Annotated in this window: 11 protein-coding genes; 5 read left to right on the top strand and 6 right to left on the bottom strand. The window is 70.3% G+C overall.

The genetic code is table 11. The annotated features are described in order from the left end of the window. Positions 1 to 75: 75 nt before the first annotated feature. The 4 genes from ACT54R_RS21305 to ACT54R_RS21290 form a co-directional block, all read right to left on the bottom strand. Entirely contained in the window at positions 76 to 1671 is a 1596-nt protein-coding gene (locus ACT54R_RS21305; RefSeq protein WP_476329694.1) for a PEP/pyruvate-binding domain-containing protein, read from the bottom strand. Beyond that, positions 1668 to 3614 (bottom strand): hypothetical protein, encoded by a 1947-nt coding sequence (locus ACT54R_RS21300; RefSeq protein WP_476329691.1) that lies wholly within the window; start codon positions 3612 to 3614, stop codon positions 1668 to 1670. Before ACT54R_RS21300 ends, ACT54R_RS21305 begins: the two co-directional genes overlap by 4 nt. A 142-nt stretch (positions 3615 to 3756) precedes the next feature. Next, complete coding sequence (locus tag ACT54R_RS21295) at positions 3757 to 4386, bottom strand: glutathione S-transferase family protein (protein WP_476330122.1); 630 nt, start codon at positions 4384 to 4386, stop codon at positions 3757 to 3759. Positions 4387 to 4544: 158 nt separating this feature from the next. Beyond that, on the bottom strand, positions 4545 to 5318 hold the full coding sequence (locus tag ACT54R_RS21290; RefSeq protein WP_168457481.1) for a ferredoxin--NADP reductase: 774 nt from the start codon (positions 5316 to 5318) through the stop codon (positions 4545 to 4547). A 188-nt stretch (positions 5319 to 5506) separates the two neighbouring features. Here ACT54R_RS21290 and ACT54R_RS21285 point away from each other — a divergent pair, with 188 nt between their 5' ends. The 5 genes from ACT54R_RS21285 (at position 5507) to ppa (ending at position 10102) form a co-directional block, all read left to right on the top strand. Next, on the top strand, positions 5507 to 7111 hold the full coding sequence (locus ACT54R_RS21285) for an acyl CoA:acetate/3-ketoacid CoA transferase (RefSeq protein ID WP_476329688.1): 1605 nt from the start codon (positions 5507 to 5509) through the stop codon (positions 7109 to 7111). A gap of 40 nt (positions 7112 to 7151) precedes the next feature. Then, positions 7152 to 7835 (top strand): TetR family transcriptional regulator, encoded by a 684-nt coding sequence (locus ACT54R_RS21280; RefSeq protein ID WP_168457482.1) that lies wholly within the window; start codon positions 7152 to 7154, stop codon positions 7833 to 7835. Between the two features lie 74 nt (positions 7836 to 7909). Beyond that, positions 7910 to 8794 (top strand): aldose 1-epimerase family protein, encoded by an 885-nt coding sequence (locus ACT54R_RS21275; protein WP_476329685.1) that lies wholly within the window; start codon positions 7910 to 7912, stop codon positions 8792 to 8794. A gap of 135 nt (positions 8795 to 8929) precedes the next feature. Continuing rightward, positions 8930 to 9439: a GNAT family N-acetyltransferase gene (locus ACT54R_RS21270; protein WP_168457484.1), complete on the top strand. Its 510-nt coding sequence runs from the start codon at positions 8930 to 8932 to the stop codon at positions 9437 to 9439. Between the two features lie 120 nt (positions 9440 to 9559). Continuing rightward, on the top strand, positions 9560 to 10102 hold the full coding sequence (gene ppa / locus ACT54R_RS21265; RefSeq protein ID WP_476329681.1) for an inorganic diphosphatase: 543 nt from the start codon (positions 9560 to 9562) through the stop codon (positions 10100 to 10102). Positions 10103 to 10452: 350 nt separating this feature from the next. Here ppa and ACT54R_RS21260 read toward each other — a convergent pair whose 3' ends face one another. Both ACT54R_RS21260 and ACT54R_RS21255 read right to left on the bottom strand, forming a co-directional pair. Then, on the bottom strand, positions 10453 to 13128 hold the full coding sequence (locus ACT54R_RS21260) for a molybdopterin-dependent oxidoreductase (RefSeq protein WP_476329678.1): 2676 nt from the start codon (positions 13126 to 13128) through the stop codon (positions 10453 to 10455). A 36-nt stretch (positions 13129 to 13164) separates the two neighbouring features. Next, the gene (locus ACT54R_RS21255) at positions 13165 to 14784 is read right to left on the bottom strand and encodes a sulfite reductase subunit alpha (protein WP_476329675.1); all 1620 of its coding nucleotides are present in this window, start codon (positions 14782 to 14784) and stop codon (positions 13165 to 13167) included. Positions 14785 to 14879: the final 95 nt, after the last annotated feature.

Genomic DNA, 14879 nt, shown 5'->3' with positions numbered 1-14879 from the left:
ACCCCGCACAATCCACGCGGCCTAATGAGAGTTTGATCTGCGATCCATGAGGCCCGCTGATGGATCGCTGAACCCTCACGCCGGCGCAGCCACCCGCCAGCCGGCCACCGCGGCAAGCTCCGCCTCCGGCTCTTCCGAGACCACCGTGCGCCGGCCCAGAAAGACGCTGCCGGCTTCTCCATCCAGCGACAGCCAGTCCCCCTCACCCAGCGTCTCGACCCCCAGACGGGCACGGCGGGCGGCACCGTCGATGACCAGCGCGGCGCAGCCGACCACGCAGGCCCGGCCTAATTGGCGCGCCACCACGGCCGCATGGGCGGTGCGGCCGCCGACGCTGGTGAGGATGCCCGCCGCCAGCGCCAGCGCGGCGATATCGTCGGTCGCCACATCCGGCCGCAGCAGCACCACCGGGTCGCCCGCCGCGGCGAGGCGGCGCACGCCCTCTTCGTCGAACGCCACCCGGCCGCTCACCGTGCCGGGCGAGGCGGGAACGCCGTGCGCCACCGGCTCCGCCTCGCCGGAGAAGCGGGTGGCGGCGACGGCGGAGAGGTCCACCCCCTCCAGCAGCGCCAACCCCTCGGCCGGGGTGATGGCGCCTTCCGCCACCATGTCCACCGCGATCCTCAGCGCGGCGCGCGGGGTGCGCTTGGCGGCGCGGGTCTGAAGGAAATAGAGGCGACCTTCCTCGAAGGTGAATTCCACGTCCTGCACGTCGCGATAGTGCCGCTCCAGCGCCGCGACGCCCTCGGCCAGCGCGGAGGCGACATCGGGCAGCACCGCGCCCAGGCGGTCGAGCCCCACCGGCTGGCGGCGGCCGGAGACCACGTCCTCGCCCTGCGCATCGAACAGCAAATCGGCATAAAGGCCCGGCGCCCCGCTCGCCGGATTGCGCGAGAAGGCAACGCCCGAGCCCGAGCGCACACCGGCATTGCCGAACACCATGGCCTGCACCGTCACCGCCGTGCCGGCCAGATGCTCCAGATGGTTCAGCCGGCGATATTCGGCGGCTTTCGGGGCGGCCCAGGAGTGGAACACCGCCTCCACCGCCTCGGCGAGCTGGTCGCGCGGGTCGGCAGGCACGGTCGCGCCGTAGCCGTCGCGGGCAAGGTCGAGATAGCGCGCGGCGAGGCGCTCCAGCGCCTCTGGGTCCAGCGCCTGCTCGCCGCCCGCCTGCTCGGCGGCGATGAGATCGCGCTGCACCTGCTCGAACGGCGCGCGGGGCAGGCCCGCCACCACCTCGCACCAGCCCTCGATGAAGCGGCGATGGCAATCGAAGGCGAGGCGCGGGTTGCCGTGGAGGCGCATGAGACCGCGTGCGGTCTCGGCGGTCATGCCCACGTCCAGCACGGTTTCCAGCATGCCCGGCATGGACTTTTCCGCGCCGGAGCGCACCGAGACGAGGAGCGGGCGGCGGCGGTCGCCGAAGCGCCGGCCGGTGGCCGCTTCAAGAAAGCCGAGGCCGTCATCCAGCAGGCGCCGCACCTCGCCCGCGCGGCGTTCGCCGCAGAGCGAGGTGGAGAGCACGAAGGCCGGCGGCACGTCGAGCCCCAGCGCGTTCATACGCCAGAGCTGGGCGGCCTTGGAGCCGAAATCACGGGCGGTGAGGGGCGCGGACGTGCCGCCGGGGCCGATGAAGGCGATGGGGTCGGCGTGCCTGGTTTCGTGCGTCACGGGGCCATCTCCTCCAGCACCGAGGCGCGCAGCGCGAGGGCGGCGCGGGCCAGTTCGTCGGTGGCGCCCTCGATGGCGCGGGCGAGTTCCAGGGTGGCGACCAGCGCTCCGGCGTCGACGGAATGCTCAGGCGTGCTGGGCGCCAGCACGGCCTCTTGCACCCTGCGATGGGCGGCGTCGGCCCGGCGCTCACCCTCGGTCACGGCGTCGATGGCTTCCAGCGTGTCGGTCACGTCCTCCCGCCGGCCGGCCGAGCCCTCGCTGGCGGCGGCGACCGCGCGCACGAGATCGGAGCAGCAGATGACCGCGCCGGCGGCGAGATCGCGCAGGGGCGGGGCGGCGAGGCCCGGCTTCAGCCGCGCGGCGCTGGCGAGGAAGGCGGCCTCCTCGAAGGCGTCCACCGCCTGTTCGGCGGCATCCGCCACGGGCAGGAAGCGGCCGCCCTGCCCGAACGGGCCGCTTGCCCGCTCGCGGGCACCGACGATCTGCCGGTCGGCCTTCTCCTCCAGGCGCTTGGCGCGGCTGCGAAGCGCATCGCGGGCGGCATCGGAAAGGTCTGCCGGGCCGTCCAGCACGCCGGCCACATCGCCGGCCAGCATGCGGGCGATGCCGAGCTGGCGCAGAACCACGGCCAGCATCTCCTCCTCCACCGAGCCGAAGCTGTGGGCGAGTTCCGCCCGCACCTCGTCGCGGATGAGACGGGCCGAGCGGCCGGCGGCCAATCCCTCGCTGGCGAGGCGCAGCACCTCGGCAAGGAAGCGCGCCGCCCCCTCGCGCCCCAGCACCCGGTCGAGCCGCGCGCCATAGGGCACCCGTCCCTCGGCGCTGCGGCGCACGGCATCGAACACCAGCTCCGGCCCGCCCATCTCCAGAAAGCCGCGATGGCCGATGGCGCCGCGCGCGGCGGCGCGCAGCAAAGCGATGGCGGTGGGCTTGTCCACGAAAGTCTGGAGCGCCTTGCGCACCTTGTTCCAGTCGATGAGGAAGACGATGTTGCGGCCCACGGCGGCGAGGAAGCGGTCCAGCGCTTCGGTGTCCTTCGCCGTGAAGCGCCCGGTGACGAGGTGGAAGGCCGCGCCGCCCGCGATGCCCGCCGCCGTGCGCTCGGCGAGCGGCGTCCACTCGGCTCCGGCATCCGAGAACAAGGAGATGAAGAATTTCGCGCGGGAGCGGTGGACGTCCGTGTAGGTGACGGTGGCCGCGAGGTCTTCCACGGCGATGATGATGACATGGGCATCCGTGGTGCCGATGTCGTTCTGGATCACGAGGCGCGCCCCGCTGCGGCTCGCCGTGGTGTCGAGGCCGGGATGGCCGAAGATCAGCCCGCGCGTCTCGCCAAGCCCGGCCATGAAGGCGGCGATGCGCGGCTTGTCCGCCTCCGCGATGCCCAGCGTCCGCGCGCCGGCCACCGTCTCCGCCGAGAGGGCGGCGGAGAGCCGGTTCAGCGCCTTGTGCAAATCCATGACGAGGAGATGCGCGCTGTCCGCCCCGCCGCGCCGGGCGCTGGTGAGGCGCACGAGGTCGGCCTCGGGGAGGATGTCGTCCGTGCCCGCAGCGAACGCCGTGCGCAGGGCCGCGAGACGCGCGGCGAACGTGTCCGCCCCCGCATCGCCCGCGGCCGCCAGCGGATCGGCCATGGCGGCGATGTCGTCTAGGATGGCCTGGGTGAGGCGGCCGGCACCGCTGACCTGATACGCGCCGCCGTCGAGCAGGCGGGCGCTGGCGACCACCGCATCGAGCCCGTCGCCCGAGAGGCCTGCCGCGCGTGCTTCCGCCTCCAGCGAGCGAAGGGGCGCTGCGGGGGAACGGGCCTGGGCGGCGGCGTCCTGCAAAGCGGTCATGCGCAGCTTGGCGCGGTCATTGGCGGCGAGCGCGCGCTCCAGCCGCGCGGGGAGCAGCAACCCGCCCTCGCCGAGCGCCTCGACGATCAGGGTCTTCTCCATGCCTCCGCCTCCTCACCCGCAACGCACAGCACGCCCGTGCGCCGGCCACGAGGGCAGGTGCCGGGTGTCGAAAGGCTGTGTGGGACTTTCGGCGAGGCTCAGATACGACGGATTTCTGACAGTGGGACGACGGCGCTCCGGTTCAAGTCCGGTAGCCCTCCTCGGCCAGCACCTGCCGCACCACGGGGCGGGCGCGCAGGCGCTGGTAGTGGGCCTTCACCTTCGGGGGCAGAGGGATGCCGACGCGGTCGGCCCAGAACTCGTTGTAGAACAGCGCCGCGTCGGCGATGGAGAAGCGGTCGCCCACGGCGAAGCCCTCTTCCGGCAGGCGGCGCTCCACGATGTCGAACCCCTGCGTCACGATCTCCCGTCCGTGGGACGTCACGTCGTCTTTCAGACGTCCCGAATCCTCCGGCGCGACATAGCGCTCGGCCACGAACACGCGGGTGAAGCCCTCGCCGTGGAGCTGGCCGATGGCGAAATTCATCAGCTCCTCAGCCTGCGCAGCCAACGCCGGATCCTCCGGCAGGAGCTTGCCGCGCGGATAGGTGTGGGCGAGCCAGAGGGCGATGGACCTGAAGTCGCACAAGGGCTCGCCGCCGTCCGGCACCAGTGTCGGGATGGTGCCGCGCGGGTTGATCTTGAGATAGTCGGGACGCAAATGGTCGCCGGCGGGGATGTTGATGATCCACGCCTCGAACGGCAGTTCCAGCGTCTCGAGCAGGATGTGGATGCCCGTGGAGCACGACCCGGGCGTCATGTAGAATTTCATGGCCATGCGGGTGGCCAAGCAAGAAGCGTGACAGGGCTAGGATCGGCAGGAACGACCAGCGCCGCCCTCTCTCGACCGACGGGCCACTCACCAGCCGACTTCGGGGACAAGCCCGGCCATGACGGCTGGTGAAGAGGAGGCCGAGACAGGAAGCCCTCCTACTTCTCCACGAACGCCTTCTCGATCACGTAATGCCCCGGCTCGGACATGCTGCCCTCGGCGAAGCCTTGCGCGTCGAGCAGGCCGCGGATGTCGGCGATCATGGCGGGGCTGCCGCAGAGCATCACCCGGTCGTGCGCCTTGTCGAGGGGCGGCAGGCCGATGTCGGTGAAGAACTTGCCGGAGGTCATGAGATCCGTGAGCCGGCCCTGGTTGCGGAAGGGCTCGCGCGTCACGGTGGGATAATAGATGAGCCGTTCGCGCACCTCCTCGCCGAGGAAGGGGTCTTCGGGCAGCTCCTTCGTCAGATAGTCGGAATAGGCCAGCTCGGCCACCGTGCGGCAGCCGTGGGCCAGCACCACCTTGTCGAAGCGGGCATAGGTGTCGGGATCGCGGATGATGCTGAGGAACGGCGCGAGCCCCGTGCCGGTGCCGAGCAGGTAGAGCGTGCGGCCGGGCAGCAGATTGTCGTGGATGAGGGTGCCGGTGGGCTTCTTCCCCACCAGGATGCGGTCACCCACCTTCAGATGCTGGAGGCGCGAGGTGAGGGGGCCGTTCTGGACCTTGATGGAGAAGAATTCCAGCTCCTCGTCATAGTTCGGCGAGACGATGGAATAGGCGCGCACCAGCGGGCGGCCCTCCACCTCCAGCCCGATCATGGTGAACTGGCCGTTGATGAAGCGCAGCGCCGGGCTGCGGGTGGTGCGGAAGCTGAAGAGCGTGTCGGTCCAGTGATGGACGCTGAGCACTTCCTGCGTCTCGAAATTGCTCATGGACGATCCGATGGCTTGGCTGCGCGTCCGCCTTGAGGCGCGCACGAGGGCGCGCCCGCGCGGCACGGGGCGAATTGACGATGGACGCGTCCAGACATATAACTAACTAGTGAGTTAAGCAAGACGGAGCCCCGCGCCGGAACGGCCGGCGGTCCCGCGGCACGGGTGGAATGGCAGGGAGGTTGGGCATGGCGATGCGCGTTCTGAGCGCGGAGGAAGCCGCGCGGCTGGTGGAGAGTGGCGACACCATCCTCATCGGCGGCTCGGGCGGCGGCCATGCGGTGCCGGACACGCTGATCGCCGCCGTGGCCGAGCGCTTCCTGAAGGAAGGCGCACCGCGCAACCTCACCACCGTGCATCCCGTGGGTCTTGGCGACCGCAAGACGCGGGGCGTCGGCCACCTCGCCCATGACGGCCTCCTGAAGCGCGTCGTCTGCGGCACGCTGGTGGATTCCCCGCCGGTGGAGAAGATGGCGCTGGAAGACCGCGTCGAGGCCTATACCCTGCCGCAGGGCGCCCTCTCCCAGCTCACCCGCGAGATGGCCTCCGGCCGGCCCGGCCTCGTGACGCATGTGGGCCTTAACACCTTCATCGACCCGCGCCTCGGCGGCGGGCGCCAGAGCCCGTCGGCGACGGAAGACCTGGTGGAGGTGGTGCAGCTCGCCGGGCGGGAATGGCTCTTCTACAAGCCGTTCGTGCCCAACATCGCCTTCCTGCGCGGCACCACGGCGGACGAGGACGGCAACATCTCCATGGAGCAGGAGGCCATCTTCGGCGAGATGATCTCCATGGCGCAGGCCACCAAGCGGGCCGGCGGCACCGTCATCGTGCAGGTCAAGCGCCTCGCCCGGCGCGGCACGCTGAACCCGAAGGTGGTGAAGATCCCCGGCATTCTGGTGGATGTGGTGGTGGTCGATCCCGCCCAGATGCAGACTTATGTGTCGGACTACAACCCCGCCTATGCCGGCGAGCTGAAGATCCCGCTTTCGGCCATCGCGCCTTTGCCGTTCGATCCGCGCAAGGTCATCGCACGGCGCGCGGCGCTGGAGCTGTATGAAGGCGCGGTGTGCAATCTCGGCTCCGGCATCTCCACCGGCATCGCCACCGTGGCGGCGGAAGAAGGGTGCCTCGATGCCATCACCCTCACCAACGAGCAGGGCCTCATCGGCGGCGCGCCGGCGAGCGGCAACGAGGTGGGCGCCAGCCGCAACTTCCACGCCATGATCGACCAGCCCTACCAGTTCGATTTCTACGACGGCGGCGGGCTCGACATCGCCTTCCTCTCCTTCGCGGAGGTGGATGCGGAGGGCTCGGTGAACGTCTCGCGCTTCTCCGACCGCATCATCGGGCCCGGCGGCTTCATCAACATCTCGCAGAACGCGAAGAAGGTGGTGTTCTCCGGCACCTTCACCTCGGGCGGGCTCGACATGGCCTGGCCGGACGGCAGGACCGTGATCCGTAGGGAGGGCCGGGACCGCAAGTTCGTGGAACGCCTGCAGCAGCTCACCTACAGCGGCGCCTATGCGGCCGGCATCGGGCAGGAGGCGCTTTACGTCACCGAGCGCGCAGTATTCCGGCGCGGCGCCTCCGGCCGGCTGGAGCTGATCGAGATCGCCCCCGGCATCGACATGGAGCGCGACGTGCTCGCGCACATGGATTTCCGCCCGGACATCGCGCCGGATCTCAAACCCATGGATGCCGCCCTGTTCCATCCGCAATCGATCGGACTTGAACAGCGGCTCGCCGTGTCGCAACGTTCGCCGCGCGGGCTCGGCGCAAGACTCAGCGCTTGAGCGGACCGCTCCTGTCACGCCGCCTGTTCCGGATCTTTCGATGCCCGCATCCCCTCCCGCCCGCAAGGCGGCCCGCGCTTCCACCGCCGCCCCGCAGCGCGAGGCGGCGACGCGGGATGCGGACAAGACGCGGCTGAACATCCTCGAAGCGGCCGAGGCGGAATTTGCCGCCAAGGGCCTCGCCGGGGCGCGGGTGGACGTGGTGGCCGAGGAGGCCGGCGCCAACAAGCGCATGATCTATTATTATTTCGGCAGCAAGGAAGACCTCTATCTGGCGGTCCTCGAGCGCGTCTACACCGATATGCGCGTCGCCGAGGCGGAGCTGGCGCTAGAGGCCATGGCGCCGCTCGCGGCCATCACCTGCCTTGCCGAATTCAAGTTCGACTATCCCGCCCAGCACCCCCACCTCATCCCGCTCTTGAACAGCGAGAACCTGCTCGGCGGCGAATACCTGCGCCGTTCCCTGCGCCTGCGCGAGATGCAGATTTCCCTCATCGCGCGGCTGGAGGCCATCCTCGCGCGGGGCGCGGCCGACGGCACGCTGCGGGAGGGCATCGATCCGCTGCACCTCTACCTCACCATCTCGGCCATCAGCTATTTCTACTTTTCCAACAACCCCACCCTCTCCACCGCCTTCGGCCGCGACCTCGCCACCGCCGACGAGCGCGCCGCGCGGCGCCGGCATGTGGTGGATGTGGTGACGCGGTATATCGAGCGGGTGTGAGCGTCCGCCCCGGTCCCTGCCCTCCGGCCGCTTGCGGTGCTACAGGTGAAGCGGGGACGTAACCGGGGGACACCATGAGCAGGACCGTATCGCTGCGCTCGGACGGGCTGTCGGCGGAGATTTCGTCGCTGGGCGCCGAGCTGCGGGCGCTCGCCGATGCCGAGGGCCGCGCCTTGCTGTGGCACGGCGATCCGGCCTTCTGGGCCGGCCGCGCGCCGCTCCTGTTCCCCATCGTCGGCGAGCTGCCGGACCTCACCCTCGTGCATGAGGGCAAAGGCCACCCCATGCGCCGGCACGGCTTCGCGCGGTTTTCGGAGTTCGAGGTGGTGGCAGAGGCGCCGGACCGGGCCACCTTCCGCCTTCTGCCGAGCGATGCCACGCGCGCCGAATACCCGTTCGATTTCGCGCTGGAGGTCACCTTCGCGCTGGAAGGCGCGACGCTCGCCATGGAGGCGGTGGTGACCAATCCCGGCCCCCGCGCGCTGCCGGCAAGCTTCGGCTACCACCCGGCCTTTCTCTGGCCGCTGCCCTATGGCGGCACCCGCGCCGAGCACCGGGTGATCTTCGAGCATCCCGAGCCTGCGCCCATCCATCGCCCGGTCAACGGCCTCCTGTCCCGCGCCAGCGAGCCGAGCCCTGCCGCCGACGGCGTGCTCACGCCGGACGATGCCATGTTCGAGCGCGATGCGCTGATCTTCCTCGGCCTCAACTCGCACCGGCTGCAGTATGGCGTGCCGGGCCGGCCGGGGCTGGACATCACCTTTCCCGGCATGCCGGACCTCGGCATCTGGACCAAGCCCGGCGCGCCCTATCTCTGCATCGAACCGTGGTCCGGCTATGCGACGCCGGAAGGCGATACCCGCCCGTTCGTGGAGAAGCCCGGCCTTCTCCACATCCCCGCGGGAGAGCAGCGCCGCTTTGTGATGAATGTCACGCGCGTCCCCGAGATTACCGCCTGAGCCGGCCTAACCGCCTTTGATCGCGCGCGGTTTCGGCCCGCGCGCGGCACGGCGCGCGGCGTCATCCCTCGCCGGTTGGGGACCTCCTGCGTCATGCCCCTTGATGGAAGCCGCAGGGTTTGCTTCCATCAGGGCATGACCACCGGCCTGATCGAGATCCGCAGGGCCAAGCCCGCCGACGCCAAGGCGATCGCGGCGGTCCATGACGACGCCTGGCGTACCGCCTATCGCGGCATCATCCCCGGCATCGAGCTGGAGCGCATGGTGGAGCGGCGCGGCCCGCGCTGGTGGGATGCCGCCATCCGCCGTGGCAGCCGCCTCTCCGTGCTGCTGGTGGGCGAGGACATCGCCGGCTACGTCAATTACGGCGGCAACCGCGCCAAGGCGCTGCCCTATGGCGGCGAGATCTACGAAATATACCTCCATCCGCAATACCAGGGCCTCGGCTTCGGCCAGCGGCTGTTCGCGGCGGCGCGTCGCGATCTCGCCATCGCCCGGCTCGGTGGTCTCGTGGTGTGGGCGCTGGCGGAAAACGAAGGCGCCGTGGGCTTCTATCAGGCGTTGGGGGGGCAACCGGTCGCATCCTCGACCGAGCAGTTCGGCTCGAAAACGCTGGACAAGACCGCCTTCGCTTGGCAGCGGTAGCGCCCGGACAGGCAAAAGCCCGTCCGGTCCGCAATGCCCGCAAAGCCTTGTGCCGTGCGGGTTCGACTTTGGTCGGAGCGGATCTTCAGTCCCGCAGCCAGTGGCAAGAGCGAGCATCCCATGCGCATCGACGCGATCCCGATCGGCAAGAACCCGCCCCACGACGTGAACGTGCTGATCGAAGTCCCGATCGGCGGGGAGCCGATCAAGTACGAGATGGACAAGGCCGCGGGCACCCTCTTCGTGGATCGCTTCCTTTATACCGCCATGCGGTATCCCGGAAACTACGGCTTCATCCCGCACACCCTCTCCGGCGACGGCGACCCCTGCGACGTGCTGGTGGCCAACACCCGCGCCATCGTGGCCGGCGCAATCATCTCGGTGCGCCCCGTCGGCGTGCTGCTGATGGAAGACGAGGCCGGCATGGATGAGAAGATCATCGCCGTGCCCTCCTCCAAGCTCACCAAGCGCTACGACAAGGTGCAGAACTACAGCGACCTGCCCGAGATCACCCTCAAGCAGATCGAGCACTTCTTCGAGCACTACAAGGATCTGGAGCCCAACAAGTGGGTGAAGATCGTCGGCTGGCGCGACGCCGCCGAGGCGCAGAAGCTGATCCTCGAAGGCATCGAGCGCGCCAAGGCCGAAGGCAAGGAAGGCTGAGGGTTTTTTCCCTCGCCCCGAGGCGATCCCCCGTCGCCGCCGGCTGTTCACCCGTCGCCCTCCGGCTTGACCGGAGGGCCCATCCCTCCGTTTAAGGCGGTATCTGCACGCAGGGGCGAACGGCGCCATGGGTCCTCCGGTCAAGCCGGAGGACGACGGCGGTGAGGGGCGCGGCTCCCCGGACAAGCGACGGCGAAAGCCGGAGCGCTGATCCGGGGTCCAGCGCAAGAGGTCCCGCGCAGCGGGTCAAATCCTGAGAGGGGCGGGGTCGGAAGCGCCTTAGGCGGTCCCTTGCCTGGGCGCCGGCTCGCATTCCGCTTTCGCTGCATGCGTCCGGGGCGCGAGGCGCCTCACGCCGGCGCCTTCGCCTCCAGAATCAGTTTGCGGATTTCCGGCAGGCAGGAGCCGCAATTGGTGCCCGCCTTGAGCCGTGCGCCCACCGCCGCCGCATCGGCGGCGCCGTCCCGGATGGCGGCGAGGATGGTGTCCTTCGGCACACCGAAGCAGGCGCACACCAGAGGCCCGCACTCCGCCCCCGCCCCGGCGCGGCGGCCGGAAAGCACGAGGCGCCGGTCGGCGGCCGAGACCTCGGACGCCAGCAGCCCCTTCAGCGCATCCCAGGCGACGCGTTTCCCGGCGGCACCGATGAACAGCGCGAAGTCCAGCCGCCCGTCCGCATCGAAGGCGGCGGCGCGGTAGAGGCCCGAGGGCGTGTCGCTCAGCTCGGCGACGTCGGCGGGGCCTTCCGCCTTCACCCATTGCGCCCAGTCCTCAGGGGCCATGCGGCCGGCGATGCGCCAGCCGAAGCCGCCCTCCAGCGCCGCGCGCGCCCACCACACGCCCTCCGGCAGCGCCATGTGGCGACGCGCCAGCACGAAGCCCTCGAACGGCGCGGCATAGGGCGCGAGCGTGACCGGCGTCGCCTTGGCGTCCGGCTGGCCGGAGATGGGATCGGTCACCGCATGGACCAGCGCACCGACGCGACCATCGGAGGAATTGGCGTGGCTCCAGTGGATGGGCGCGAACAGCGTGCCCTGCCGCTGGCCGGCATCCACCACCACTTCCAGCACGGCGCGGCCGTGGGCGCTAGCCACCTCGGCCAGCATCCCCGTCTTGAGCCCCAGCGGCGCGGCATCGTCCGGATGCACCGCCACGAACGGTGCCGGGATGTGCGCGCCGAGGCGGGGCGCGAGCCCGGTGCGGGTCATGGTGTGCCACTGGTCGCGGATGCGGCCGGTGTTGAGCAGGAAGGGATAGGGGGCCTGGCCCTCAACCGCCGCGACGGGACGCGGCGCCACGAATCTTGCGCGCCGGTCGGGGGTGAAATAGCCGCCCTTCGCGAACAGGCGACGGGTGCCCTCCGGCCGGCTTGCGGGGACGGGCCATTGCACCGGCGCGATGTCCTCATAGGCCGCATCGGAGAGCCCAGCGAAGGCGGAGATGTCGAAATCCCGGGTGCCGCCATTCTCGAAGCCGGAGAGCGCCGCATGCTCGCGGAAGATGTCCGCCGGCCCGCGCCACTGGAAGGCGGCGCCGAAGCCGAGGCGCTCGGCCACGCCCTTGAGCGCCCACCAGTCGGGCATCACCTCGCCGGGGCGGGGCAGGAAGGGGCGCTGGCGGGAGATGCGGCGTTCGGAATTGGTGACGGTGCCGTCCTTCTCGCCCCAGGCGGCGGCGGGCAGCATCACGTGCGGATTTGAGTGGGCTGTGTCGTTCGCCCCCACATTCTCGGAGAGGACGAACAGCTCCAACCCTTCCAGCGCCGTACGCACGGCATCGGCCTCGGGCAGGCTTACGGCGGGGTTGGTGCCCATCACCCACAGGGCCTTGATCTCGCCCCGGCCGATGGCGGCGAACATGTCCACAGCCTTCAGCCCCTCGTGCTCGGCCATGTGGGGGGCGCCCCAGAAGCGGCGCACGCGATCCACCTCGGCGGGGGAGAAGCCCATGTGGGCAGCAAGCTGGTTGGCGAGCCCGCCCACTTCGCGCCCGCCCATGGCATTGGGCTGGCCGGTGAGGGAGAACGGCCCCGTCCCCTCCCGGCCGATGCGGCCAGTGGCGAGATGGCAGTTGAGGACGGCATTCACCTTGTCGGTGCCCACGGCCGACTGGTTCACCCCCTGCGAATAGCAGGTGACGGTGCGCGCCGTCTGCGTGAACAGCGCGAAGAAGCGCTCCACGTCCGCCACCGCCAGCCCGCAGCCGTGCGCGGTGGCCGCCGCATCGGGGGCGACGGCGCGGGCGGCGGCGAGTGCCTCCGAAAAGCCCGTGGTGTGCGCCTCAACGTAAGGGGCATCGAAAGCCGTGCTTGCCGCCAGATGCACCAGCAGGCCGGAGAAGAGCAGCGCGTCGGTGCCGTGGGCGAGGGGCAGGAACAGGTCCGCCTCCGCGCCCGTGTCCGTGCGGCGCGGATCGATGACGACGAGCTTCGTGCCGCGCGCCTTGCGCGCCGCCTCCATGCGGCGGAACAGGACGGGATGGCACCAAGCCGTGTTGGAGCCGGTGAGGATGATGAGGTCCGCCCCGTCCAGATCCTCATAGCTGCCGGGCACGGTATCCGAGCCGAAGCCGCGCTTGTGGCCGGCGACGGAGGAGGACATGCACAGGCGGGAATTGGTGTCCACGTTCGCCGTGCCGAGGAAGCCCTTGGCCAGCTTGTTGGCGGCGTAATAATCCTCGGTCAGCAGTTGGCCCGAGAGATAGAAGGCCACCGCCTGCGGCCCGTGCCGGTCGATGATGTCCCGCATGTCTCCGGCGATGCGGTCCAGCGCGTCGTCCCAGCTCGCTCGCGCCAGCACGCCGTCCGCCCCGCGGACCATGGGATGGAGGAGGCGGGTGCCGAGCCCCAGCGTCTCCCCCAGCGCCGCGCCCTTGGAGCAGAGGCGGCCGAGATTGGCGGGGTGGTCGGCATCGCCCTCGATGAGCGCGCCGCCCAGACCATCCGGCGTCGCCTTCACGCCGCAGCCGACGCCGCAATAGGGGCAGGTGGTCTTCACCGAAGGGGGCGAGGTGAGGGGGGCGTTCATGCCGGTCCTGCCTGAGGCTTGGCCATCATTTCTAGCTCAGTACACGTCGGCCTGATAGCGTCCGGCGGTCCTGAGATCGGCGACGAATTTCGCCGCCGCCTCCGCCGTGAGGCCACCATGGGTGGCAGCGACATCGGCGACCGCCTTCTCCACGTCCCTGGCCATGCGCTTGGCATCGCCGCAGACGTAGAAATGCGCGCCCCCCTTCAGCCATCCCCACAGCTCGGCGCCGGCCTCGCGGATGCGATCCTGCACATAGACCTTGCGGTCCCCGTCGCGGGACCAGGCGGTGTCGAGGCGGGTGAGGCAGCCAGCGGCCTGGAGGCCGGAAAGCTCGTCCTCGTAGAAGAAATCCGTTTCGCGCCGCTGGTGGCCGAAGAACAGCCAGTTGCGCCCCGGCGCCTTGGTCGCCAGCCGCTCCTGCAGGAAGGAGCGGAAGGGGGCGATGCCGGTGCCCGGGCCGACCATGATGACGTCCTTCGCCAGATCCTGCGGCAGAGCGAAGCCGTGCGCCTTCTGGATATAGGCCTTCATGCGCGTGCCCGGCGCGAGGCGGTCGCCGAGGAAGGTGGAGGCGACGCCGAGCCGCGTGCGGCCTTCAAGATCGTAGCGCACCGCATCCACGGTCAGCGTGAGCCGTCCGGGCGTGGCGACGGGGCTGGAGGAAATGGAATAGAGGCGCGGCTGCAGCGGCTCCAGGCACTCGATGAGGGCTTCCGGATCTGGCCTGATGCCGGGGAATTTCGTGAGCGCCGCCAGCACGTCGAGGGTGGCGGCGTCGCCGTCCGGGTCCTCGCCGTTGGCGAGCGCGCGGGCCTTGGCCTTGCGCTCCCCGCCGACGAGATAGGAGATGAGGGTGAAGAGCGCATCCGGCGCCGATTTCAGGCACACCTCGCGGGCCAGCACCTCGCTGAGCGTATGGCCCGCGATGGGGAAATCCGCGGGGGCGTGCAGCGCCTCCAGCACCTGCGCAACGAGGCCGGGATCGTTCACCGGGAACACGCCGAAGCTGTCGCCGGCGGCATAATCGATGCCGGAGCCGGCGAGGTCGAACTCCACATGCCACGTCTCCTTCTCCGAGCCCGCCTTGTTGAGGCGGGTGCGGGAGAGGAAGGTGACTTCGCCGGGATTCTCGCGGGTGCCGGTGGCGGGCGCGGCGTGCGCGACGGCCGGGGCGGGGGCTTCGGCAACCGGCGTGGCCTCCGCCGGCGCGGAGGTTTCCGCCGCCAGCTGCTTCAGCATCCGCAGCGTCTCCTTGCCGCCGGGGGCGCAGAGGTTGAGCTTCGATTCCGCGCCGCTCGCCAGCGCCTTGGCATAGGTCTCGCAGACATAGCCGCACTGGCCGCAATCCTGCTGCGCCATGGCCGCCATCATGCGCCGGGGCAGGGCCTTGCCCTCGGCCAGCGCCATGCGCTCGGCGAGCGGCATGGACGGGTCGTGCCAGGGCGCGCCGTCGTCCTCTTCGGCCGCGGCAGGAGCGGAGATGTCCGGCAGCAGCGCCGCCGCATCGCCGGCCGAGAGGGCCATGGGCGCATGCCCGGCATCGGTGGAGAGGATGGCGGCGAAGAAGCCGTTCAGCCACGCCCGCTGCTCCGCCGAGAAGGGCGCGCTGTCGGGCAGGACCGGGACGATGGGGGGACGGGACTGGAGGCTCATGGGCGTGGTCCGGAAACGGTGCGCGCCAGAGGCGCGCGCATGTTGCGCTGGGTCCCGGCTCTCCTTCCACTGCGCTGCGCTACGTTGCAGTTGGC

It is taken from the genome of Xanthobacter sp. DMC47, assembly GCF_056313845.1.
The sequence above is the reverse complement of the archived record's forward strand: the minus strand, read 5'-3'. Positions and strand labels throughout refer to the sequence as shown.